Annotated in this window: 18 protein-coding genes and 4 tRNA genes; 12 read left to right on the top strand and 10 right to left on the bottom strand. The window is 36.8% G+C overall.

The features are described 5' to 3' along the window. Positions 1-51 precede the first annotated feature (51 nt). The 3 genes from CWS31_RS05755 to CWS31_RS05745 all read right to left on the bottom strand — a co-directional run bounded on the left by CWS31_RS05755 (position 52) and on the right by CWS31_RS05745 (position 2,741). Positions 52-651 carry a Yip1 family protein gene (locus tag CWS31_RS05755; protein WP_101345216.1) on the bottom strand — a complete coding sequence of 200 codons (600 nt, stop codon included), beginning with the start codon at positions 649-651 and terminating at the stop codon, positions 52-54. A 287-nt stretch (positions 652-938) separates the two neighbouring features. Then, entirely contained in the window at positions 939-1,244 is a 306-nt protein-coding gene (locus CWS31_RS05750) for a hypothetical protein (protein ID WP_101345215.1), read from the bottom strand. 225 nt (positions 1,245-1,469) lie between these two features. Further along, the gene (locus CWS31_RS05745; protein ID WP_246143389.1) at positions 1,470-2,741 is read right to left on the bottom strand and encodes a Vgb family protein; all 1,272 of its coding nucleotides are present in this window, start codon (positions 2,739-2,741) and stop codon (positions 1,470-1,472) included. A 155-nt stretch (positions 2,742-2,896) separates the two neighbouring features. On the opposite strand from CWS31_RS05745, the gene miaE reads away from it, so the two are divergent. Continuing rightward, positions 2,897-3,652, top strand: a complete 756-nt coding sequence (gene miaE / locus CWS31_RS05740) for a tRNA isopentenyl-2-thiomethyl-A-37 hydroxylase MiaE (RefSeq protein WP_101345214.1) — start codon at positions 2,897-2,899, stop codon at positions 3,650-3,652. Positions 3,653-3,709: 57 nt separating this feature from the next. On the opposite strand, the gene CWS31_RS05735 is transcribed toward miaE, so the two are convergent. Both CWS31_RS05735 and CWS31_RS05730 read right to left on the bottom strand, forming a co-directional pair. Further along, entirely contained in the window at positions 3,710-4,456 is a 747-nt protein-coding gene (locus tag CWS31_RS05735; protein ID WP_101345213.1) for a UDP-2,3-diacylglucosamine diphosphatase, read from the bottom strand. 15 nt (positions 4,457-4,471) lie between these two features. After that, on the bottom strand, positions 4,472-4,963 hold the full coding sequence (locus CWS31_RS05730; RefSeq protein WP_101345212.1) for a peptidylprolyl isomerase: 492 nt from the start codon (positions 4,961-4,963) through the stop codon (positions 4,472-4,474). Between the two features lie 201 nt (positions 4,964-5,164). On the opposite strand from CWS31_RS05730, the gene cysS reads away from it, so the two are divergent. Further along, entirely contained in the window at positions 5,165-6,571 is a 1,407-nt protein-coding gene (gene cysS / locus CWS31_RS05725) for a cysteine--tRNA ligase (RefSeq protein WP_101345211.1), read from the top strand. A gap of 159 nt (positions 6,572-6,730) precedes the next feature. On the opposite strand, the gene folD is transcribed toward cysS, so the two are convergent. Further along, positions 6,731-7,585 carry a bifunctional methylenetetrahydrofolate dehydrogenase/methenyltetrahydrofolate cyclohydrolase FolD gene (gene folD / locus CWS31_RS05720; protein WP_101345210.1) on the bottom strand — a complete coding sequence of 285 codons (855 nt, stop codon included), beginning with the start codon at positions 7,583-7,585 and terminating at the stop codon, positions 6,731-6,733. 341 nt (positions 7,586-7,926) lie between these two features. On the opposite strand from folD, the gene CWS31_RS05715 reads away from it, so the two are divergent. The 10 genes from CWS31_RS05715 (at position 7,927) to CWS31_RS05670 (ending at position 17,619) form a co-directional block, all read left to right on the top strand. After that, positions 7,927-8,003 (top strand) — tRNA-Pro (locus CWS31_RS05715). Between the two features lie 48 nt (positions 8,004-8,051). Continuing rightward, a tRNA-Arg gene (locus CWS31_RS05710) sits at positions 8,052-8,128 on the top strand. A 30-nt stretch (positions 8,129-8,158) separates the two neighbouring features. Continuing rightward, positions 8,159-8,234: transfer RNA gene (locus CWS31_RS05705), tRNA-His, on the top strand. Positions 8,235-8,280: 46 nt separating this feature from the next. Beyond that, positions 8,281-8,357, top strand: a tRNA-Pro gene (locus tag CWS31_RS05700). A 491-nt stretch (positions 8,358-8,848) separates the two neighbouring features. Further along, complete coding sequence (gene tig, locus CWS31_RS05695; protein WP_101345209.1) at positions 8,849-10,156, top strand: trigger factor; 1,308 nt, start codon at positions 8,849-8,851, stop codon at positions 10,154-10,156. Between the two features lie 137 nt (positions 10,157-10,293). Further along, positions 10,294-10,941, top strand: coding sequence for an ATP-dependent Clp endopeptidase proteolytic subunit ClpP (gene clpP / locus CWS31_RS05690; RefSeq protein ID WP_425457513.1), 648 nt, complete (start codon positions 10,294-10,296; stop codon positions 10,939-10,941). A 75-nt stretch (positions 10,942-11,016) separates the two neighbouring features. Beyond that, positions 11,017-12,303, top strand: a complete 1,287-nt coding sequence (gene clpX, locus CWS31_RS05685; protein WP_101345207.1) for an ATP-dependent protease ATP-binding subunit ClpX — start codon at positions 11,017-11,019, stop codon at positions 12,301-12,303. 235 nt (positions 12,304-12,538) lie between these two features. Continuing rightward, positions 12,539-14,887: an endopeptidase La gene (gene lon, locus CWS31_RS05680; protein ID WP_101345206.1), complete on the top strand. Its 2,349-nt coding sequence runs from the start codon at positions 12,539-12,541 to the stop codon at positions 14,885-14,887. A 292-nt stretch (positions 14,888-15,179) separates the two neighbouring features. Beyond that, positions 15,180-15,452, top strand: coding sequence for a nucleoid-associated protein HU-beta (gene hupB / locus CWS31_RS05675; RefSeq protein WP_011044534.1), 273 nt, complete (start codon positions 15,180-15,182; stop codon positions 15,450-15,452). Between the two features lie 256 nt (positions 15,453-15,708). Next, positions 15,709-17,619, top strand: coding sequence for a SurA N-terminal domain-containing protein (locus CWS31_RS05670; protein WP_101345205.1), 1,911 nt, complete (start codon positions 15,709-15,711; stop codon positions 17,617-17,619). 235 nt (positions 17,620-17,854) lie between these two features. Here the strand turns inward: CWS31_RS05670 and CWS31_RS05665 are convergent, their stop codons facing one another. From CWS31_RS05665 to CWS31_RS05650, 4 genes are all read right to left on the bottom strand, one after another. Then, entirely contained in the window at positions 17,855-18,643 is a 789-nt protein-coding gene (locus tag CWS31_RS05665) for a peptide ABC transporter ATP-binding protein (protein WP_101345204.1), read from the bottom strand. 1 nt (position 18,644) lies between these two features. Beyond that, entirely contained in the window at positions 18,645-19,679 is a 1,035-nt protein-coding gene (locus CWS31_RS05660) for a peptide ABC transporter ATP-binding protein (RefSeq protein WP_101345203.1), read from the bottom strand. Between the two features lie 124 nt (positions 19,680-19,803). After that, positions 19,804-20,697, bottom strand: a complete 894-nt coding sequence (locus tag CWS31_RS05655) for an ABC transporter permease subunit (RefSeq protein WP_101345202.1) — start codon at positions 20,695-20,697, stop codon at positions 19,804-19,806. Further along, the gene (locus tag CWS31_RS05650) at positions 20,687-21,715 is read right to left on the bottom strand and encodes an ABC transporter permease (RefSeq protein WP_101345201.1); all 1,029 of its coding nucleotides are present in this window, start codon (positions 21,713-21,715) and stop codon (positions 20,687-20,689) included. Before CWS31_RS05650 ends, CWS31_RS05655 begins: the two co-directional genes overlap by 11 nt. Between the last annotated feature and the right edge of the window lies 1 nt (position 21,716).

Below are 21,716 nucleotides of genomic sequence, written 5' to 3'. Positions count from 1 at the left end.
TTAATTAATCCCATTGGGATTATTCAATATGATAATAAATCAGTTGGTTCGCTAGGATACAAATTCAGGGCCAAAGCCCATAGTCCACATGATTGCAGTTCCTGCCATGAGTGTAACCAGTAAAACTAAACCACAGGTCACAACTGAGCTAGAATAAATAAAACCCTTTTCCTCAGGAATATTCATCATTATAGGTACTCCAGAATAGAGTAGATAAATTGAATAAGCTACTGCAGCCATGCCGGCTAAAGCAACAAACCATAATACTGGGAATAAAGTGGTGATACCTACCATAAGTAGTGGTGTTGCCGTATAAGAGGCGAGTTCGAGAGCTTGGACAAAATCAGGCTTTGAATCAAAAGTTTTAGCCATCCATTGTATTAATACCGCTAATGCAAAAACGCCAAAAATTAGAGCGAAATACATACTGATTGCCATCAATTGTGCACTGGCAACACTGATTTTAATCGGATCTCCAACTCCAATAGTCCAGCCTATATATGCCGCAGCATAAAAAGAGCAGATGGAAGGAATTAACGCTATCGTTAAAATATGTATCAAGCTATAACTCAAACTCTCGTGACGCTTTTCAATAACGTGCCACTCTTCTTTAGGGTGAGCGTACAATCCCCATATATGGTTAAGTATCATAATCAATCCTCTTGCGCTTAATGTTCGAAAAGTACTTTCTATTGTAAATATACAGCCTATTTTTATGTCTTTTCAGCTTAAACTGAACAAGGCTCATAAAATAAATGTTTACACTATTAATACTATTATTATTACACCCTTAGTTATGAGAGATATAAGGGAAACAGTCAAGTTTTGATTGAATAATAAACAATAACGCTCTATATAAACGTTTTTTAATATCTTTCGGTCATAAGAGAATTTGCATCTTTAATAATAGCGGCTATTTGGAACGGGTATAAGCAAAACTAACTAACCTTAATGCGTACTACCGACATTACTTCAATTTCAAACCCTGCGACAGTTTCAATGTCTGGATAGTAAGTAAGATTAACGCGCTGACCTTGTAAGCTTTGATAAAGTTTTTTACGCTTGTATTTAAAAGGTACGTCTATGTTTTCAAGCATAAGTGTGTTGATGATCCATTCATCATTATCTCTTTGTACATGAGAAACTACTTTCATATTTTCACTATGTGTTAACTTATCGTGTTTATTAACTAACTTTTGTGCGGCATTTTTATTGTTAAGCTTTGTCTTTATTATGGAACTCATAATTTTTAAGTATCTATATTAAAACTAAGTGATATTAGTATCTCAATAAAAAACAAGTTTATGAAGTAAAGCTAGCTAATACTTTATAAAATATACCCGTTACCATTCAAGATGCAGGTTTCAGAGTGCTTGAGCGATATCAATTCGAGGCACTGTGATGAGATAAGGGTTATTTCCTTATCCCAAATTAATTATCTCGATTTCAGGTTAACTAGAACTGACCGGCTATTTTTCAATGTTTACTTTAATTATTTTATTAGTACTACTTTGATGAATTAATAAATTACCATCGCGAGTAGGGCGCATGTGTCGAATAATACCAGCATAAACATTGCCAGATGGAATAGCCCAACTTTGAAATTTTTCTGTTGTAGGGTCAAATCTGACTAAAGTATCGGGTCTCATACCCGATTCGTTATACCAAACAATATTGTCTATAACTGCAATTGCATACGGGTGTGAAGCATTGCCGCTAGGCGAGGCCCATTCTTTAATTTCTCCATCTTTAGGGTTATACCTTCCTAATCGACCTTGTGAAGAGTTAACGTACCAAATCATACCGTTATCAGCAATATCAAGGCGACGAACCCTAGTTGCTTCATTAGGGAGTTTAATTTCAGTTAATTCCATTGTTGTTGGGTCAACTTTTACTAGGCAGTTACTCCCATTACAAGCAACCCAAGGAGTGCCATTCTTATCTATTTTAATGCCATAAGGTTTAGAGTTGGGTGAATTCATCGTCACTAATTTTATTTCTTCTGTGATCGGATTTAATCGCCCAATCATATTGCTGTGTTGCAGCGTAAACCAGAGTATTCCTTTATCATCGAAAATAGCACTATGCGGGTCTTTGGCATTTTTATCGGGCATTTTATATTCGGTAATCTTTTTAGTTTTTATATCTAACTTACCAACAGTGCCATTTTTATTACCTGTATACCAAATATTACCTACACTATCGGTTGTTACGGTATGAGGCATAGCATTGGCCGGCAATAAATATTCTTTCATATCGCCTGATGTTGGATTTATTTGCCCAATAAGGTTTGCTCGTTGTCCAGCCCACCAAAAAGTACCATCAGCTGCTTCGATAGGATCGCGAGAGCGCTGTCCAAGTGTTGGTGTTTGCCACTCGGTAAAAGATATTGTTGTATCGCCAGGAATAAATGTTGGACTACGGCGTGAGTTAGGAGCATAGGTTTGAGCAAGGTAATTAAATATAGGCTGTGCTATCTCGACATGATCAGATAAATCAATCATGGTTTTTGTTAAAGCTTGCCAGCCATCAACATCATAGCCTGAACTGTTCGTTATTAATTTCATTGAATGGCAAGTCGTACAGTATTGCTCAACTAGTATTTTGCCTTGGGATTTTGGAATTACATCAACTGACGTAGGGTTAGATGTTTGAGTTACAGCCAAACAAAAAGGTGCAACAAAGGCGAAGTAACCACTAGTAATTAACAATATCGATTTTATAAACGTATGTTTAAACATTATCTAGCTCCTGATTTTTTACTTAATTGTATATTGAAGGTATTTATTAATAATTAAAACACGCTAATAAATTTTCATGTTAAAATTCGCATAGATCTTTAACGCAGTGAGTAGTCATTAGGCGTTAAATAATTTAAAAGAGAAGTTTACTCCGAATGTATGAAAAACTATTAGCACCTATTAACGCCTTTTTAAAATATCCTACACCTGATCTTTGGGTTGATGAAGCAAAAAAATCAGAAAACTTACCTATATTGCTTCGTGATCATTTAATTTGTGAATTAAAAGCTGCGCAAAGTGCTTTGTTCTTACTTAAACGTTATGCGTTAACTCCTGAAGGGGTTGCACAGTTAACTGAACTGATGACACCTTATGAGCAGTTTGCCTATAAGCGACTTGGTAATACTGAAACACTTAAAGGTAAAAACGTACTATCTAAATCAATAACTGCACGTGAAGATTGTCCGTATGGGCAAGATATGGTTGATAAAATGGTGTTGTTGATTCGCGAAGAGTTACATCATTTTTATCAAGTGTTAGAAATTATTGAAGAAAACAATATCCCTTATGATCCAATTCCTGCGGCACGTTATGCTAAAGGTATGCTTAAAGGCGTACGCACTTATGAACCTGAAGCGCTTATTGATAAGTTAATTGTTGGTGCTTATATAGAAGCACGATCTTGTGAACGCTTTGCTAAAATAGCGCCGCACTTAGACCATAAAATAGGTAAGTTCTATTTATCGTTATTGCGCAGTGAAGCCCGCCATTATCAAGATTATTTAACCCTAGCTGAGGAAATTTCTGGTGTTGATATCTCAGATAGAATTACTTTTTTTGGTGAGCTCGAAGCGGGATTAATATCAAGCCCAGATGAAGATTTTAAATTTCATTCTGGTTTACCTGCTTGAAGATAATTAAATTAACACAAGCAAGCTTTAACAGCAGTATTCTAGTTTTAGATATTGTTAAACTAAAGGTCGGTTTAATAACTCAATTGAATTAGGGGTGACTTTCAGCCAAGCCCCTTGCTCGTACCAGTCTCCCAATACAATGCGCTGTGCTGGCGCATTATTCGCTATTAAGTCATGTACAGCCGGTCTGTGGGTGTGACCATGAATTAATAACTGGCTTTGATATTGCTCTAAGCATTTAACCACTTCGGTTTCGGTAACATCCATAATATCTTGTGACTTCATTGCGGTAGCCGCAGCACTCTTTTTACGGTAGTCTTCAGCAATTTTTTGTCTAACAAATAAAGGCAAGCTTTTAATCATGGTTTGCCACCACCAGGTTCGTGATTTTTTACGAAATACTTGATAATCAACATCACGGGTACATAGAGTATCGCCGTGCATAATTATTGCTTTTTGACCGAATAGGTCGATAGGCACTATTTCAGGTAAAAGGGTCATGCCTGCTTGCTTGGCATACCGTTTCCCTAATAAAAAGTCTCTGTTGCCATGAATGTAATAAATATCGGTACCCGACTTACGCACAGCCATTAGCGCATTAGCAATAACTTTTAGATACGGACTTTTGTCGTCATCACCAATCCAATATTCAAATAAGTCACCTAATATATAAAGCTTACCCGCTTTAATCGCTTCGGTTTCTAGAAACGTAATAAAACAGTTGGTTATATCAGCTCTACTTTCGCTTAGATGTAAATCAGCTATAAAATAGATTAAAGCTGATTTATTTTGCTCATTCATGGCAGTCAAGAGTACTTATTCTACAATAGCTGATTCAATGATGATTTCATCTTTAGGAACATCACCGTGGCCATGTAAGTTACCTGTTTCAACTAAGGTCATTTTATCAACAACTTCCATACCTTCAACAACTTCACCAAATACACAATAACCCCAGCCTTGTACATTTTCGGCGCTGAAATCTAAGAAAGTGTTATCTGCTAAGTTAATAAAGAATTGCGCTGATGCTGAATGTGGTTCTTGCGTTCTCGCCATTGCTAACGTACCACGCTTGTTGCTTAAACCATTATTTGCTTCGTTTTTAATGCTAGCACGAGTTTCTTTTTCGTCTAAACCTGAAGCAAAGCCACCACCTTGTGCCATAAAACCTTTAATTACACGATGAAAAATAGTGCCGTTGTAGTGACCTTCTTCAACATATTGCTTAAAGTTAGCAGCTGTTACTGGTGCGTTATCAAAGTCTAATGCTATTTTAATGTCGCCAAGGTTAGTTTTAAATATAATCATAATATTCTCTAATATTCTCTAATATAAGTTGTTAGTTAAGGTTTGAATTAACTTTAATCTAAGGGGTATAAATTAATTGCCGATAATTGTACGCTAACTTGCCATTAAGTGCATTAGTATTGATGATCCTTTAGATGAGTTGATGTACAATCTAGCGCTTATTTGTTGTCATAAACTATTCATTAGGAATCATAAAATACCATGTTGCAAATTTACAACACGCTAAGTCGTCAAAAAGAAACCTTTACGCCAATTCACCCCGGTAAAGTAGGCTTATACGTTTGTGGTTGTACTGTTTATGATTTATGCCATATAGGCCACGGCCGCACTTATATTAGTTTTGATAACATTGCTAAATATTTGCGATTTTCGGGTTTTGAAGTCAACTACGTACGTAATATTACCGACGTAGAAGATAAAATTATTAACCGTGCTAATGAAAATGGTGAAACAACAGAATCATTAACTGAACGCACTATTGCTGCAATGCATCAAGATTTTGATTCATTAAATATGGCAAGACCTGATTTAGAGCCGCGAGTAACAACACACATGGATGAAATAATCACCATGATTGAAGCGCTAATTGCTAAAGAACATGCTTATGTTGCCGGCGAAAATGCAGAATCAGGGCTGGGGGATGTATTATTTAACGTATCTAGTTTTGCTGACTACGGTAAATTAAGTGGACAAAACCTTGAGCAACTGCAATCTGGCTCGCGTGTTGAAGTTGATGAAAGCAAAAACAACCCACTTGATTTCGTATTATGGAAATCAGCTAAACCGGGCGAGCCAAGCTGGTCATCTCCTTGGGGAGAAGGTCGCCCCGGTTGGCATATTGAATGTTCAGCAATGAACGCTAAAGAATTAGGACATCATTTTGACATTCACGGTGGTGGCTCAGATTTAACTTTCCCTCATCATGAAAATGAAATTGCGCAAAGTTGTTGTGCCCTTGATACGCCGTATGTGAATTACTGGATGCATACCGGTATGGTACAAGTTGACCAAGAAAAAATGTCTAAATCATTGGGTAACTTTTTTACTATTCGTGATGTGTTAGCACAATACGATGCTGAAACCGTTCGTTTCTTTTTAACAACAGGGCATTATCGTAGTCAGTTAAATTATTCTACTGATAACTTAACGCAGGCGAGAGCGTCAGTTGAGCGTATTTATACGTCGTTACGCGATGTGAATATTCAAAAAGACTTTGTATTAGATAAAAACTCAAGCTTTGTAAAACAATTTTGCCAAGCAATGGATGATGATTTTAATACACCTCAAGCATTAGCTGTATTTTTTGAAATATCTAAAGAGTTAAACGTAGCTAAAGCCGCTAATAACGATGAGTTAGCAAGTGAGTTAGCTTCAACCCTTGTTGCTTTAGGTGAAATTATCGGTCTATTACAACTTGACCCGGCTGCTTTTTTACAGGGTGATAATAATAACGATGAAGTAGCAGTAATTGAAGCGCTAATTGTACAGCGTAATCAAGCACGTATAGATAAAGACTGGGCGATGGCAGATGATGCCCGTGACAAGCTTAATGCAATGAATATAGTATTAGAAGATAGCGCTGGTAAAACTACGTGGCGTAAAGCTTAATTAATAAAAAGCTAAGCGCTTGTTTAACTGAGTTTTACTTAACGAAGTTAAACAAAAACTACGCTGAGTTAAAGAAAAAAAGGCGAACACTCATTACAGTGTTCGCCCTTTTTATTTCATTATTCACCGCAAATAGCGCTTGCTATGAATAAAAATTAATTAAATATCTGTTGCTTCACACGCTTGTAAGGTGTTTTCAATTAAACAAGCGACTGTCATCGGGCCAACGCCACCGGGAACTGGTGTAATATAAGCAGCTCTATCCTTCGCTATGTCAAAGTCAACATCGCCAACTAATTTACCAGAATCTAAACGGTTTATACCAACATCGATAACAATTGCACCTTGTTTAATCCAATCACCAGGAATAAATCCAGGCTTACCAACAGCAACAACAATAAGATCAGCACCTTTTACTTTACTTTCAAGGTCTTTAGTAAATCGGTGCGTTGTTGTAACGGTACAGCCAGCGAGTAATAATTCGAGTGACATTGGGCGACCAACTATATTTGATGCGCCAATAACTAGTGCGTCTAACCCTTTAGGATCTACACCTGTTGACTGAATTAAGGTCATAATGCCTTTTGGTGTACATGGTCGCAAACCCGGTTGTCTTAACGCTAACTTGCCAATATTAAAAGGGTGAAAACCATCAACATCTTTTAAAGGGTTGATATGTTCAAGTATTAAATTAGCATTTAAGCCTGCGGGTAAAGGCAGTTGCACTAATATACCATCAATTTCATTATCGTTATTTAACTCAGTGATTAAAGCTAATAGCTCACCTTCAGTAGTTGTTTTTGCTAAGTCGTATGAGCGAGAAATAAATCCTACTTCTTCGCAGGCTTTACGCTTACTCCCCACATAAACTTGTGAAGCAGGATCTGAACCCACTAAAACAACAGCTAAACCAGGTATTCTTTTACCATTGGCAAGGCGTTGACTTACCTTTTCTTTAACTGAATCTCTAAGTTGTTTGGCAATTTCTTTGCCATCAATCAATGATGCTGTCATAACGATGATGTAGACCTTGGATGTAAGTGGTGATGTAAGTAATAATAAAACGCGGCTATTTTGCCATAAAGTAGAATCATGTTGTAGGTTTACTTTTACTAATGATTAAATGCTTAACCATTTTTAAGTTAACACTTATATAGAGGTACATTTTAACTCTAAGAGAAAAGTTAAAAAAGCAGGCAAATAATGATGGCGACGAAGAATATTTCATCGGCTTGCTTTAAAAGTAAGCGAACAAGCATTTATTTATAAAAAAGGTTTGACGACAGGTAAGCAAATCGGTAATATCCGCACCCGTTGAAACGAGACAATTTATTGTTTGTGACAACAGCATAAATCGGTGATTAGCGCAGCTTGGTAGCGCACTTGGTTTGGGTCCAAGGGGTCGCAAGTTCGAATCTTGCATCACCGACCACTTTTCTTTTATATTTTAAAAGTAAGTGGCCTGCTTTGTAGGAAATGTGCGCCCTTAGCTCAGCTGGATAGAGCAACGCCCTTCTAAGGCGTGGGTCGCAGGTTCGAATCCTGCAGGGCGTGCCATACAGCCATGTATGGTAGTAAAAGGTTATGGTGGCTATAGCTCAGTTGGTAGAGCCCCGGATTGTGATTCCGGTTGTCGAGGGTTCAAGTCCCTTTAGCCACCCCATCTTTTACTTCTTCCTGAAGTAGTAGTTCAAAAAAGTTAAACATGTCGGTGATTAGCGCAGCTTGGTAGCGCACTTGGTTTGGGTCCAAGGGGTCGCAAGTTCGAATCTTGCATCACCGACCACTTTCTTCTTATAAAAATTCCATTTCATCTAAGTTCTAAACTATACTGTTTACACCTCATATATAAATCAATATAAAATTACAATTAAACGCTTATTAATTTAATTATTAAATAGCTGCATATTTTCATCCTGTAAAATATTCTTTATGTTCTTTGGCCTTTTAATAACAGTCACATCAATACCAGTCACATCAATTATCTAAGTTAATTTTCTAAGTTGTATTTTAGGGATATCGATTATAAAACAATAATAATCTTAATTTAGACTTGAAAAAAAAACTTTACCCCTTAAATAGTAACTCTAATGTTTGACAAATTTGGCAGGTGGTCAAAACTTACACCTTGCAACTTTTTTTTGTGCTCGCTATAATTCGTCGTCATATTTTTGTAATAGGGCATCTTTTTATCTTTAATTTGGTAAGTTTTATCAAAATTATTGATAATAAATTGATGCGTAAAAAGCGTAATACGCTAATTTTTGAGGTATTTAAATGCAAGTTTCAGTTGAGACTACACAAGGTTTGGAACGTCGCCTGACTATTTCTGTTCCAGCCGAAAAAGTAGATGTAGAAGTTAAGAACCGTCTTCGTCAAATTAGTAAAACACAGCGTATTAATGGTTTCCGTCCAGGTAAAGTACCACCGGCAGAAATTCAAAAACGCTTCGGTAAATCAGTTCGTCAAGAAGTTGCAGGCGAAATTATGCAACGTAACTTTGTTGAAGCAATCGTTGCAGAGAAAATCAACCCAGCGGGCCGTCCTTCATTTGTAGCTAAAAGCAATGAAAATGGTAAACCATTAGAGTTTGAAGCAACTTTTGAAATTTACCCTGTAGTTGAATTAAAAGATTTAGATAAAATTGCTATTGAACGCCCAAAAGTAGAAGTAACTGATGCTGATCTAGATGAAATGTTTGTTACTCTACAAAAACAACACCAAACATGGAAAGAAAATAAGCGTAAATCTAAGAAAGGCGATAAGCTAACTCTTGATTTTGTTGGTCGTGTTGATGGTGAAGAATTTGAAGGTGGCAAGGCTGAAGGCTTTGAATTAGAACTAGGCGCAGGTCGTATGATCCCTGGTTTTGAAAAAGAAGTTACAGGCATGAAAGCCGGTGAAGAACAAACAATCAAAGTAACCTTCCCTGAAGATTACCATGCTGAAAACCTTAAAGGTAAAGAAGCTGAATTTGATATCGTTCTTCATAAAAATGAAGGTCCTGTTTTACCTGAAATTAATGAAGACTTTGCTAAACTTTTCGGTATCGAAGAAGGTGGCGTTGAAGCTTTACGTACTGAAGTAAGTAAAAACATGGCACGTGAATTAACACAAGCTGTTAAAGCTAAAGTTAAAACTCAAGTGATTGATGGTTTACTTGCCGCTAATGAAGTTGATTTACCATCAGCATTAGTTGCTCAAGAAGTAAATGTTTTACGTCAACAAGCAATGCAACGTTTCCAAGGTCAAATGGATCCTAAGAACTTGCCAGAGCTTCCTGCTGAAATGTTCACTGAACAAGCAGAACGTCGTGTTAAAATCGGTTTACTTTTAGGTGAAGTGATTAAAATTAATGAACTTAAAGTAGATGATGCTAAAGTTGATGAATTAATTGCTTCTGCTGCTTCTGCTTATGAAGATCCTAAAGAAGTTATTGAATACTACGCTAATAACCAAGAATTAATGCAGCAAATGCAAAACGTTGCTTTAGAAGAGCAGGCGATTGATTTACTTGTTGAAAAAGCGAAAGTAAAAGATAAAAAAGCTAGCTTCTCAGAAATAATGAACCCAGAAGCCAAATAATATTAAGCAAAACGTAAGTTTATCGTAGGTTTGCATTGACAATAGACTTAGCAATCGCTTAAATTCAATGGCTTGTATGGCAACATACAAGCCATTTTTATTTACAAAGGGAAGGAATACTCTTGTTTAATTCTCAAATTACATCACAAAGAACATCTCAAGTTTCATCACAAAGCAATACAACAGGTATTGAAAGCGCTTTAGTACCTATGGTTGTTGAGCAAACGCCTAAAGGCGAGCGTTCATATGATATATACTCAAGACTTTTAAAAGAGCGTGTAATCTTCCTTTGTGGTCAAGTTGAAGACCATATGGCTAACCTGATCATTGCACAATTATTGTTCTTAGAATCAGAAAGCCCAGATAAAGATATTTTTCTTTACATAAATTCACCAGGTGGCTCGGTAACTGCGGGTATGGCTATTTATGATACAATGAAATTTATCAAACCAAATATTAGTACGGTTTGTATTGGACAAGCAGCGAGCATGGGCGCCTTTTTATTGTCAGGCGGCGAAAAGGGCAAACGTTATTGTTTACCAAATGCGCGTGTAATGATCCATCAACCTTTAGGTGGTTTCCAAGGTCAAGCGTCTGACTTTGAAATTCATGCCAAAGAAATATTATATATAAAAGGTAAACTTAATAAGTTAATGGCTGATCATACTGGCCAAACTTTAGAAAAAGTTTCTCATGATACAGACCGAGATAACTTTTTAAGTGCAGAGGCAGCTGTTGAATATGGTTTAGTTGACTCCATATTAGAACAACGTAACGATAAATAGGATTTCGGTGTATACTTAATTGTATAGATTGAATAATAAATGGATTTATTTGGATTAAACGTTTAGAGGTAGGGCATGACCGATATTAAAAGTGGTAGCGATAATGGCAAGTTACTATACTGCTCATTTTGTGGCAAAAGCCAACATGAAGTACGTAAATTAATTGCTGGCCCTTCAGTATTTGTTTGTGATGAATGTGTTGAACTATGTAACGACATTATTCGCGAAGAAATATCTGAAATTTCGCCAAAAGAAAGTAAAGAAGCACTGCCTTCTCCAATTGAAATACGTGAAAGCTTAGACGAATACGTTATTGGTCAAGACCATGCGAAAAAAGTATTAGCAGTTGCTGTTTATAATCATTATAAGCGCTTAAGAAATGGCGACACTCATAACGGTGTTGAATTAGGTAAAAGTAATATTTTACTTATTGGGCCAACAGGTAGTGGTAAAACACTCTTAGCTCAAACCTTAGCACGCTTGTTAGATGTACCTTTTACAATGGCCGATGCAACCACATTAACTGAAGCAGGTTATGTTGGTGAAGATGTTGAAAACATCATTCAGAAGTTATTACAAAAATGTGATTACGATGTAGAAAAAGCACAACGCGGTATTGTTTACATTGATGAAATTGATAAAATTTCACGTAAGTCAGATAACCCATCTATTACTCGTGATGTATCAGGTGAAGGTGTTCAGCAAGCATTATTAAAGCTTATTGAAGGTACTGTTGCTTCGGTTCCTCCGCAAGGTGGTCGTAAGCATCCGCAACAAGAATTTTTACAAGTAGATACTTCTAAAATATTGTTTATTTGTGGTGGTGCTTTTGCTGGGTTAGATAAAGTTGTTGAGCAACGTAATCAAAAAGGCACTGGTATTGGCTTTGGCGCAGAAGTTCGTGGTAAAGATCAAGAGAAATCATTAACAGATAGCTTGGCTGAAGTAGAACCGCAAGATTTAGTTAAATACGGTTTAATTCCTGAGTTTATTGGGCGGTTACCTGTATTAGCTACTCTACGTGAGTTAGATGAAGACGCACTGATTCAAATTTTACAAGAACCAAAAAATGCATTAACTAAACAGTTCACTGCATTATTTGATATGGAAAAAGTTGAGTTAGAGTTTAGAGAAGATGCGCTGCATGCTATTGCCCGTAAAGCCATGGACCGAAAAACTGGTGCTCGTGGTTTACGTTCAATCGTGGAAGCTGTTTTACTTGATACCATGTACGAACTACCTTCGATGGAAGACGTTAGCAAGATTGTTGTTGATGAAAATACTATTAAAGGTGAAAGTAAACCGATTATTATTTACGATAGTAAACAGAATCAAAATCAAAAAGAAAAAGCTGCTAAGTAACTTGTCTTTTTAAGTAATATTTTAGTATTACGTTAATTAGCCTCAATTTAATAAATAACTCTAAACGTAATAATTTACGTTATAGTTATTTATTGGTTGAGGCTTTTTTGATCTAAAACTTTCAGTAATCTATAAAATTATTTTTATATCTTGTTGAAAGTTAACTGGATAGCCCCATATATATCCTATAGCATTATTTTTATAATAATTTAACCATTTCCAAAAAGAGTAGCCAATGAGTAAAGAATTATCAGGTGTCGTTGAGATCCCCGTTTTAGCCTTAAGAGATGTTGTTGTTTATCCTCAAATGGTTATTCCACTTTTCGTTGGGCGTGAAAAGTCTATACGATGTTTAGACTTAGCTATGGAGCAAGATAAACAGGTATTCCTCGTTGCCCAAAAAGATGCAGCAGTTGATGACCCAAAAGCCGATGATGTATATACAACAGGTACCGTAGCGACAATACTACAAATGTTAAAGTTACCAGACGGTACGGTAAAGGTACTTGTTGAAGGCTCGCAACGTGCGGTAATTAATAAATTCGTTGAGACAGAAGAATACTTTAGCGCTGAAATTGAATATGTAACGCCAAGCTCAGTATTAACCGATGATATTGAAGTATTAATACGTTCAGCTATTTCTCAATTTGAAGGTTATGTAAAGCTTAACAAGAAAATACCACCGGAAGTGCTTACTTCGGTATCCGGTATTGATGACGCTGAACAATTAGCTGACACTATGGCAGCACACATGCCATTAAAATTGGCTGATAAGCAAAAGGTATTAGAAATTATTGATGTGAATGTTCGTTTAGAGCATTTAATGGCATTAATGGAAGGCGAAATAGACTTACTACAAGTTGAAAAGAAAATTCGTACTCGTGTCAAAAAGCAAATGGAAAAAAGCCAACGTGATTATTATTTGAATGAGCAAATGAAAGCCATTCAAAAAGAGCTTAACGAAGGTGAAGAAACCCCAGATGAACTTGAGCTAATGGCTAAGCGTATTGAAGATGCGCAAATGCCTGCTGAAGCTAAGGATAAAACCTTAGCTGAGTTTCAAAAACTTAAAATGATGTCACCGATGTCGGCGGAAGCAACAGTAGTTCGCAGTTATATTGAGTGCATGATTAATGTGCCTTGGAAAAAACGTAGTAAATTGAAGCGCAATTTAGCCTTAGCGCAAGAAGTGCTTGATAAAGATCACTACGGTTTAGACAAAGTTAAAGAACGTATTTTAGAGTACTTGGCCGTGCAACAACGTGTCAGTCAATTAAAAGGACCTATTTTATGTTTAGTAGGGCCTCCTGGTGTCGGTAAAACCTCATTAGGTCAATCAATCGCTAAATCTACTGGTCGAAAATATGTTCGTATGGCTTTAGGCGGTGTGCGAGATGAAGCTGAAATTCGTGGTCATCGACGTACTTATATTGGTTCATTACCAGGCAAATTAATTCAAAAAATATCAAAGGTTGGTGTTAAAAATCCACTATTTTTATTAGATGAAATAGACAAAATGGCGTCTGACATGCGTGGTGATCCAGCTTCTGCATTATTGGAAGTACTTGACCCTGAACAAAATACTAGCTTTAACGATCATTATCTTGAAGTAGATTACGACTTGTCTGATGTTATGTTTGTTGCAACTTCAAACAGTATGGATATTCCAGGCCCATTATTAGACCGTATGGAAGTTATTCGTTTGTCTGGCTATACCGAAGATGAAAAACTTAATATTGCTAAGAGCCATTTACTTGATAAGCAAATAGAGCGTAATGGTTTAAAAGCCAAAGAAATTGAAATTGATGACAGTGCTATTGTAGGCATTATTCGTTATTACACACGTGAAGCAGGTGTGCGTGGCTTAGAGCGTGAAATATCAAAGTTATGTCGTAAAGCTGTTAAGTCTATTTTACTTGATAAAAACATCAAAAAAGTCACCATTAATCAAGCCAACCTAAATGAATTTTTAGGTGTGCAACGTTTCGATTATGGTAAAGCAGATGATGAAAACCGTGTCGGTTTAGTGACAGGTTTAGCTTGGACCCAAGTGGGCGGTGAGTTACTGACGATTGAAACGGCTTCTGTGCCAGGTAAAGGTAAGTTAACTTACACTGGCTCACTTGGTGATGTAATGAAAGAGTCAATTCAAGCGGCTATGACAGTAGTGCGTAGTCGAACTGAGAAGCTGCGTATTAACGATGACTTTTACGAGAAAAGAGATATTCATGTGCATGTGCCTGAAGGGGCAACACCAAAAGATGGTCCTAGTGCGGGTATTGGTATGTGTACTGCGCTGGTTTCAAGTTTAACGGGTAATCCGGTAAAAGCTGATGTTGCAATGACAGGTGAAATCACCTTGCGTGGTGAAGTACTTGCTATTGGTGGATTAAAGGAAAAATTACTAGCAGCTCATCGCGGCGGTATAAAAACAGTGATTATTCCACATGAAAATGAACGTGATTTACAGGACATACCTGAAAATGTTAAAGCTGAATTATCTATTCATCCAGTGAAATGGATAGAAGAAGTGCTAGACCTCGCGCTAGAGCATCCGGTAGAAGAATGGAAAATTGAGAAGTAAGTTGCTCAATCCTTGGCCTTTTTTGTCTCTTTATAGTAAAAAAGGCCAAAAAAACTAAAAAATTTGCAAAAAAATGAAATTATCGCTTTTCAAACGCTGAAACTATGGTAAGTTAACTACGCTTATATCGCTAGACCCCTTACTCACTATGTATATAGATAGAATATAGGTTCTAGAAAGCATAAGATATTTTCTAAACTCAACGCCTCAAGCAATTAAATATACAAATACATTTAATTGCATCAATAAAAAGGATGGCGCTGGATAAAAAACAATTTAAGGGGTATACACTGTGAATAAATCTCAACTAATAGAGAAAATTGCTGCTGGTGCAGACATTTCAAAAGCTGCTGCGGGTCGTGCGTTAGATTCATTTATTGGCGCAGTAACTGATGAATTAAAAGATGGCGAGCAAGTAGCTCTTGTTGGTTTTGGTACTTTCTCAGTACGTGACCGTGCTGCACGAACTGGTCGTAACCCACAAACGGGTGCAACTATTCAAATTGCTGCTGCTAAAATCCCATCGTTCAAAGCGGGTAAAGCATTAAAAGACGCATGTAACTAATAATCAATTTCGATTAAGTTATACCGCGTATTAAAAAAACCACCTTTTAGGTGGTTTTTTACTTTATAGCCTCTATATCCGTTCCCTGAATCATTTGTTTCAAAGACAGCGATTAGATTCCTGAACAGTATGGTAAATATATTGTATTTTGCTCATGTTGTGCTTCAAGCAAGGCTTATCATCTGCTAAAATCGCGAGCAACGTTAATTTAAGATACTTAAACCTAGAATGTTAGGTATAAAAAAAAGAGAAAGAAATGTTAGAAGAAATTCGTGAAAAATCTCAAGGGTTGACCGCCAAAATTATTCTTGGTTTGATTATCCTTACTTTTGCTGTAGCTGGTGTAGGAAGTTATAGTAATTCAGTTGATACTTCAGTTGCTGTTGTTAACGGTGAAGAAATTAGTCAGCAGGCTTTTGATACCGCTTTTCAGTCACAACGTAATCGTATGTCACAACAGTTTGGTGAAATGTTTGATACCTTATCAAACGATGCTAATTATATGGCAAACTTTCGCCAAGGTGTATTAGATAACTTGATTAATGAGAAGTTGATTGATCAAAATAGTAAAGACCTAGCCATTATCGTTTCAGATAATCGTTTAAAAGAAACAATTCGTGAAATGCCTGAATTTCAAGTTAATGGTGTTTTTGATAATGATCGTTACTTAGCTATCATAAATCAATCAGGTTTTTTCCAATCGTCTGATTTTCGTGATTACATTCGTGTAGAAATGACACGTCGTCAGTTAAGTCAAGCGTTGTTATCAAGTGAGTTTAACTTACCTTACCAAGAAAAATTACAGTTAGCTTTACAAAATCAAACACGTGATATTCGATATGCAACGATAGCTGCTGAACAATTTAAAGCAGGTATTGAGTTAACAGATGATGAAGTTAATAATTATTACTTAGCTAACCAATCACGCTTTGAAAACAAAGAACAAGTTAAAGTAGATTTTATTAGCTTAAATGTTGCCGATATTGCCAAAGACATCGTTATTAGCGATGCAGAAATTGCACAATATTATCAAGAAAATTTAGTTAGCTTTACTGAACCAGAGCAACGTCGTATCTCTCATATTCTTATTGAATTTAATGAAGATGATGCTGAGTCTGCTAAAGCGCAAGCACAAGACGTATTAACTCGTCTTGAGCAAGGTGAAGACTTTGCTACCTTAGCTAAAGAGCTATCAAGCGATACTTTCAGTGCTGAAAATGGCGGTGATTTAGAGTGGTTAGAGCCAGGCATCATGGAAGAAAGTTTTGATGATGCCGCATTAGCTTTAGTTAATGTTGGTGATACTAGTGGTTTAGTTGAAACCAGTTTTGGTTATCACGTATTAATGCTTACGGATTATAAAGAAAATGTAGTTAAATCATTAGCTGAAGTAGAAGATGAGTTACGTATCAAGCTAAGTCATGATGAAGCGCAGAACAAATTTTTTGCTTTACAACAAGAAATGGCTCGTTTGAGCTTTGAATTTCCTGATAGCCTAGAAGATGCTGCAGCAGAAGTTAATGTTGCTATACAAACCTCTCCTTGGATATTACGTGGTGGCAATGATGCGCCTTTTGATCAAGATAACGTGATAGAAGCTGCTTTTTCTGATTTGGTTTTACAAGAAAATATGAACTCTGATCTTATTGAAATAAGCGATGATTTAGTCATTGTACTTCGTCTTAATAAGTTTCAAGCTGCGAATGTTAAGCCGTTGTCAGAAGTTGAACCACAAATTAAAGAAATCTTAGTTGAACAAAAAGCTACTGAATTAGCTCAACAAACGGTTGATTTATTATTAGTTGAATTTAAAGCGGGCGCAGAGATTGCAGATCAATTAGCTGAGCTTAATGCTACTTTTGTGATTGAAGAGAACGTGGCGCGTTATAGCCCTGCACTCGACCAAAGTATTAGTCGTGCGGCTTTTGTGTTACCTCATCCAGTTGATGGCGTTATTTCCGCTTCAACTGTTGCATTGAGTAATGGTGATCTTGCCTTGATTGAAGTGACAGGCGTTGGTGTAAGCGAAGGGGCAGCAGCGCCTAATTTAGCACAGCAACAAACGTCTCAATTAGCTCAATCGGCTTATGAAAGTTTTGTTAACTCATTAATCGTTGATGCTAAAATTACTCGCAAAGCAATCGCTGAGCCAGTATCTGCTTATTAAACGATAAGTGCTATTACTATAGCTGGTATTACTTCTTTAGCAGGTTTTCTTTAGCCGGTATAAGTTATCTGCTATTAGTTAGCAGTAAAGTAAAATATAAGCGATAGTAGTTAAAGCTATCGTAGAATATGCATAAAAAGCCAATAAGTATTTATTTACTATTGGCTTTTTTTATAATTAAAATATCTGGTCCTGAAATGATTGACGTGTACAACAGTAGGATAAGCGTATGGGGTTATCTTTTCGCAGGTCTTAGCTGAAAGTTTTGACTCATCATTAACTTTTGAGTGACTTTGTGTTGTGGTTTACGCATCACGTCTATCGTTCTCCCCGACTCGACTACCGCGCCTTGAGATAGCACCATTACGTCATCACTAAAATGCCGAACAATACCTAAATTGTGTGAAATTAAAATGTAAGCCAAGCCCATTTGTTGTTGTAGGTCGAGAAGCAAGTTTATCATTTGCGAACGTAATGATGGATCTAACGCTGCTAAAGCTTCATCTAAGATGATAACTTGCGGTTGTAATATTATTGCTCGGGCTAGAGATATACGTTGTTTCTGGCCTCCTGAGAACATATGAGGGTAAAAGTTCATATGATCGCCAAGCAGGCCAACTTTATGTAATGTTGTTCTGATTAGTTGATAACGCTGTTTTTCGTCTAAATCTGTATTGAGTGTTAATGGCTCATCAAGTAACTCTTGAATGGTCAAACTCGGGTTTAAGGTTGTTCCTGAATCTTGAAAGATCATTCTAATTTGCTGGCATCTTTGCTTAAAACGTTGATTCTCTAAAGGTTGACCATTTAAAGATATAACCCCTGTACTGGGGATTTCAGCACCAACTAATATTTTAGCTAGAGTCGATTTACCTGAACCCGCCTCACCAACAATAGCTAACGTTTTTTTAGATTCTAAGCTAAAGGATATGGGTAATAAAGCATCAAAAGTGCGTTTATGATACCAGTAACCTTTGAGTTTGAACGACTTGGATATATCGCTAACATCTAATAAAACAGTCATCTTAACTCGCTCCATTACCAATTTTGTACTTCACTGATGTTTTTTTCTTTGGTTCTTTAATCAAAGGAAAATGACAACTGACTTTATGGCCGTGAAAATTACTCACCATAGGCACTTCTACACAGGTTTTTTGTGCTCGCGGACACCGTGGTCCTAACCTACAACCAATAGGTAAATGTTGTAAGATAGGAATACTGCCAGGCAATGTCATCAAGCGTGACTTAGTAGGCACTTGTAAATTTGCTTTGGTACTACTTCCTACTAAGGCTTGTGTATAAGGGTGCATTGGTTGATCAAATATTTGATCGGTACTGCCAGCCTCTACAAATTGCCCGCTATACATTACCGTAATATTATGGGTCCACTGGGTCAGATTCTCTAAATCATGACTAATTAATAATATCGACATGTTTTTAAACTGATTTAAATTGGCAAGTAGTCTAAAAATTTGAGCTTGGTTGGTACTTTCCATAGCAGCCGTTGGCTCATCGGCAATTAACAATATTGGCCTCCCAGCAAGGGCGATAGCGATCATTACCCGTTGGCACAGCGCTTCGGTTAATTGATGAGGGTAACTTTTCATACACTGGCTATGCTTTTGAATACCTACTTTGTGGAGTAATTTTATTACCGCTTCTTTACGTTGCTTTTTACGCTGCCAAAAATGACCTGTTAACTGAGTTTTATCAATTGCTTCACTTAATTGCTCGCCCACTAAAGTGGTTGGGTCTAAACAACTCATAGGCTCTTGAAATATCATCGCAATATCACGACAAAGTAATGCTTTTCGCTCTGCAATGCTCAAGCGTAGTAAATCGATACCGCGCCAGTGAAATCTATCAGCATGAACATGCCATTTAGGTTGCAGCACGCCCATTATTGCTTGAGCTAACAGTGACTTGCCTGAGCCTGATTCTCCTACTAAACCCCGTACTTCACCTTCTTTAATCGACAAACTTATTCTGTCTACCGCGAGAACACGGCCTGACGGGGTATCAAGTTCAATAGATAAATTTCTTATATCGAGTAAATTCATGGCGATTACTTACAAACTTTTTTATGAGAAATAACAATAGTTAAGCAATTATATGGACCATTACCACTCACTGTTGAACCTGAGATAATTGCTGCAAGTTTAATGATGAAAATTGAAATCATACTTAATTATCCTTACGCAGTTTAAGCGCATGACGTATACCTTCACCTACTAAGTTAGTGGCAACTACCGCAAACAATATTGCTAAACCTGGCAGGTAAACGGTCCAAGGGGCAATATAAAAACGCTCAAGACCATTGGCTAAAATAGAACCCCATTCAGGTAAGGGAATTTGTGCGCCAAGTCCTAAAAAACCCAAGGTTGCTATGTCTAATATGGCGGCAGATTGAGCCAGTGTTGCTTGACTCATCAAACGCTCAACAATATTAGGGAATACAGAGTAATACAATATACGAAAGTTATTTGCGCCATCTAATCGAGAGGCAAGTACGTAATCTTTTCTAAACTCTTCTTTTACCGCATAGCGAGTTATATGAATAAATTGAGGTATAAATACAATAGCAACCGCCCAAACTGTATTACTAATTCCTGGTCCTAAAATTGCGACTATAATAATGGCCAATAGTAATGACGGAATGGATAACACCACATCAAGACAGTGGTTTAAAAAGCTTGATTTAAAGCCAGTTGTTAACGCCGATATTGAGCCAATAACGACACCAATAACTAACGAAAAAACCACCACAATAAAACTTAAGCCAAAGGTGAGTGAGGTACCGTACATCAAGCGAGATAACATATCTCGGCCAAGATCATCAGTGCCTAATAAATAACTAACATTACCGTCTTCATGCCAAGCCGGCGGCACCAATATCATGTCCAAATTACCGTCTATTGGATTATAAGGAGCAATAATGGGAGCGAATATAGCTAATACAACTAAAAAAATAAAACAGCAAAAACCAACCATGGCAACTGGAGTTTTACGAAATATCCCCCACAACTGCATGAAGGGAGAGGGAAAAACCTCTTCAAGATATACTTTTTCACGAGCCATATTTATTTCCTCGCGCTAACGGATTAAGTCCAGCATAAATAAAATCAATTAAAATATGTATCATAAAGATAAAGCATGAAAGTACCAGCAAACCACTTTGAATAGCGGAGTAGTCTCGCTGATAAATGCTTTCTATTAACCAACGACCTATACCAGGCCAACTAAAAATAACTTCGGTCACCATAGCAATGGTCACTAAGTTAGCAAACTGCAAGCCTACATGACGTATTATTTGAATTAAGGCATTACGTATTGCATGGCGAAAAATTATTTGTCTAAAATTTAAACCCTTTGCTCGAGCAGCACGAATATAACTTGAGGCTAACACGTCAATCATCGATGCTCGTGATAAACGAATAAAAATAGTAGCCGGAGCTACAGCAATCACACAGGCAGGTAATATAATATGAGCACTTGCATCTCTAAATGCTTGCCATTTATAAGGACTGTCACTGAGTAAAATATCAATAAACTGGATACCTGTGACAAAGTCAATTTCAAATAATAAGCTGATTTGACCCGAAGACGGCAGCCAACCTAAACCAATGGAAAAAAAGAGAATAGCCAATAGGCCAAGCCAAAAAACAGGAATAGAATATCCGAGCATTGCGAGTGATAAAATTGCACTATCAGGCACTTTATTATGGTAAATAGCGGCGATAAAGCCTAACGGAATGCCAACAAGCATAGCAATGAGTAAAGCGACTAAACTTAATTCTATCGTTGCTGGCAGTAATTTTAGAATATCATTACTAATAGAGGATTGGTTAACGGCTGATAAACCAAAGTCACCGTTTAAAATGTGTGTTAAGTAAGCACCATATTGAATGACAATATTCTGATCCATTCGATAAGATTTATTTAATTCAGCTAATTCTGTTGCGCTTGCATTAATTTGCCCAGAGTGATTGATTACGGTATCACCAGGAAATAAAAAGCTTAAACTAAACGATAGTAGTGTTAAAGCAAACATCGTAAATATGAATAAACTTAGGCGACGTAAGGTAAAGGTCAGCATG

It is taken from the genome of Colwellia echini (assembly GCF_002843355.2).
Classification (GTDB): Bacteria; Pseudomonadota; Gammaproteobacteria; order Enterobacterales; family Alteromonadaceae; genus Colwellia; species Colwellia echini.
The sequence above is the reverse complement of the archived record's forward strand: the minus strand, read 5'-3'. Positions and strand labels throughout refer to the sequence as shown.

What these genes read in the sequence shown, in the direction of transcription:
- CWS31_RS05755 (WP_101345216.1), bottom strand. Translation starts at nt 651, where the DNA reads ATGATACTTAACCATATATGGGGATTGTACGCTCACCCTAAAGAAGAG.
- CWS31_RS05745 (WP_246143389.1), bottom strand. Translation starts at nt 2,741, where the DNA reads ATGTTTAAACATACGTTTATAAAATCGATATTGTTAATTACTAGTGGT.
- miaE (WP_101345214.1), top strand. Translation starts at nt 2,897, where the DNA reads ATGTATGAAAAACTATTAGCACCTATTAACGCCTTTTTAAAATATCCT.
- CWS31_RS05730 (WP_101345212.1), bottom strand. Translation starts at nt 4,963, where the DNA reads ATGATTATATTTAAAACTAACCTTGGCGACATTAAAATAGCATTAGAC.
- lon (WP_101345206.1), top strand. Translation starts at nt 12,539, where the DNA reads ATGAGTAAAGAATTATCAGGTGTCGTTGAGATCCCCGTTTTAGCCTTA.
- clpX (WP_101345207.1), top strand. Translation starts at nt 11,017, where the DNA reads ATGACCGATATTAAAAGTGGTAGCGATAATGGCAAGTTACTATACTGC.
- CWS31_RS05670 (WP_101345205.1), top strand. Translation starts at nt 15,709, where the DNA reads ATGTTAGAAGAAATTCGTGAAAAATCTCAAGGGTTGACCGCCAAAATT.
- CWS31_RS05735 (WP_101345213.1), bottom strand. Translation starts at nt 4,456, where the DNA reads ATGAATGAGCAAAATAAATCAGCTTTAATCTATTTTATAGCTGATTTA.
- folD (WP_101345210.1), bottom strand. Translation starts at nt 7,585, where the DNA reads ATGACAGCATCATTGATTGATGGCAAAGAAATTGCCAAACAACTTAGA.
- tig (WP_101345209.1), top strand. Translation starts at nt 8,849, where the DNA reads ATGCAAGTTTCAGTTGAGACTACACAAGGTTTGGAACGTCGCCTGACT.
- cysS (WP_101345211.1), top strand. Translation starts at nt 5,165, where the DNA reads ATGTTGCAAATTTACAACACGCTAAGTCGTCAAAAAGAAACCTTTACG.
- CWS31_RS05660 (WP_101345203.1), bottom strand. Translation starts at nt 19,679, where the DNA reads ATGAATTTACTCGATATAAGAAATTTATCTATTGAACTTGATACCCCG.
- CWS31_RS05655 (WP_101345202.1), bottom strand. Translation starts at nt 20,697, where the DNA reads ATGGCTCGTGAAAAAGTATATCTTGAAGAGGTTTTTCCCTCTCCCTTC.
- CWS31_RS05665 (WP_101345204.1), bottom strand. Translation starts at nt 18,643, where the DNA reads ATGACTGTTTTATTAGATGTTAGCGATATATCCAAGTCGTTCAAACTC.
- CWS31_RS05650 (WP_101345201.1), bottom strand. Translation starts at nt 21,715, where the DNA reads ATGCTGACCTTTACCTTACGTCGCCTAAGTTTATTCATATTTACGATG.
- CWS31_RS05750 (WP_101345215.1), bottom strand. Translation starts at nt 1,244, where the DNA reads ATGAGTTCCATAATAAAGACAAAGCTTAACAATAAAAATGCCGCACAA.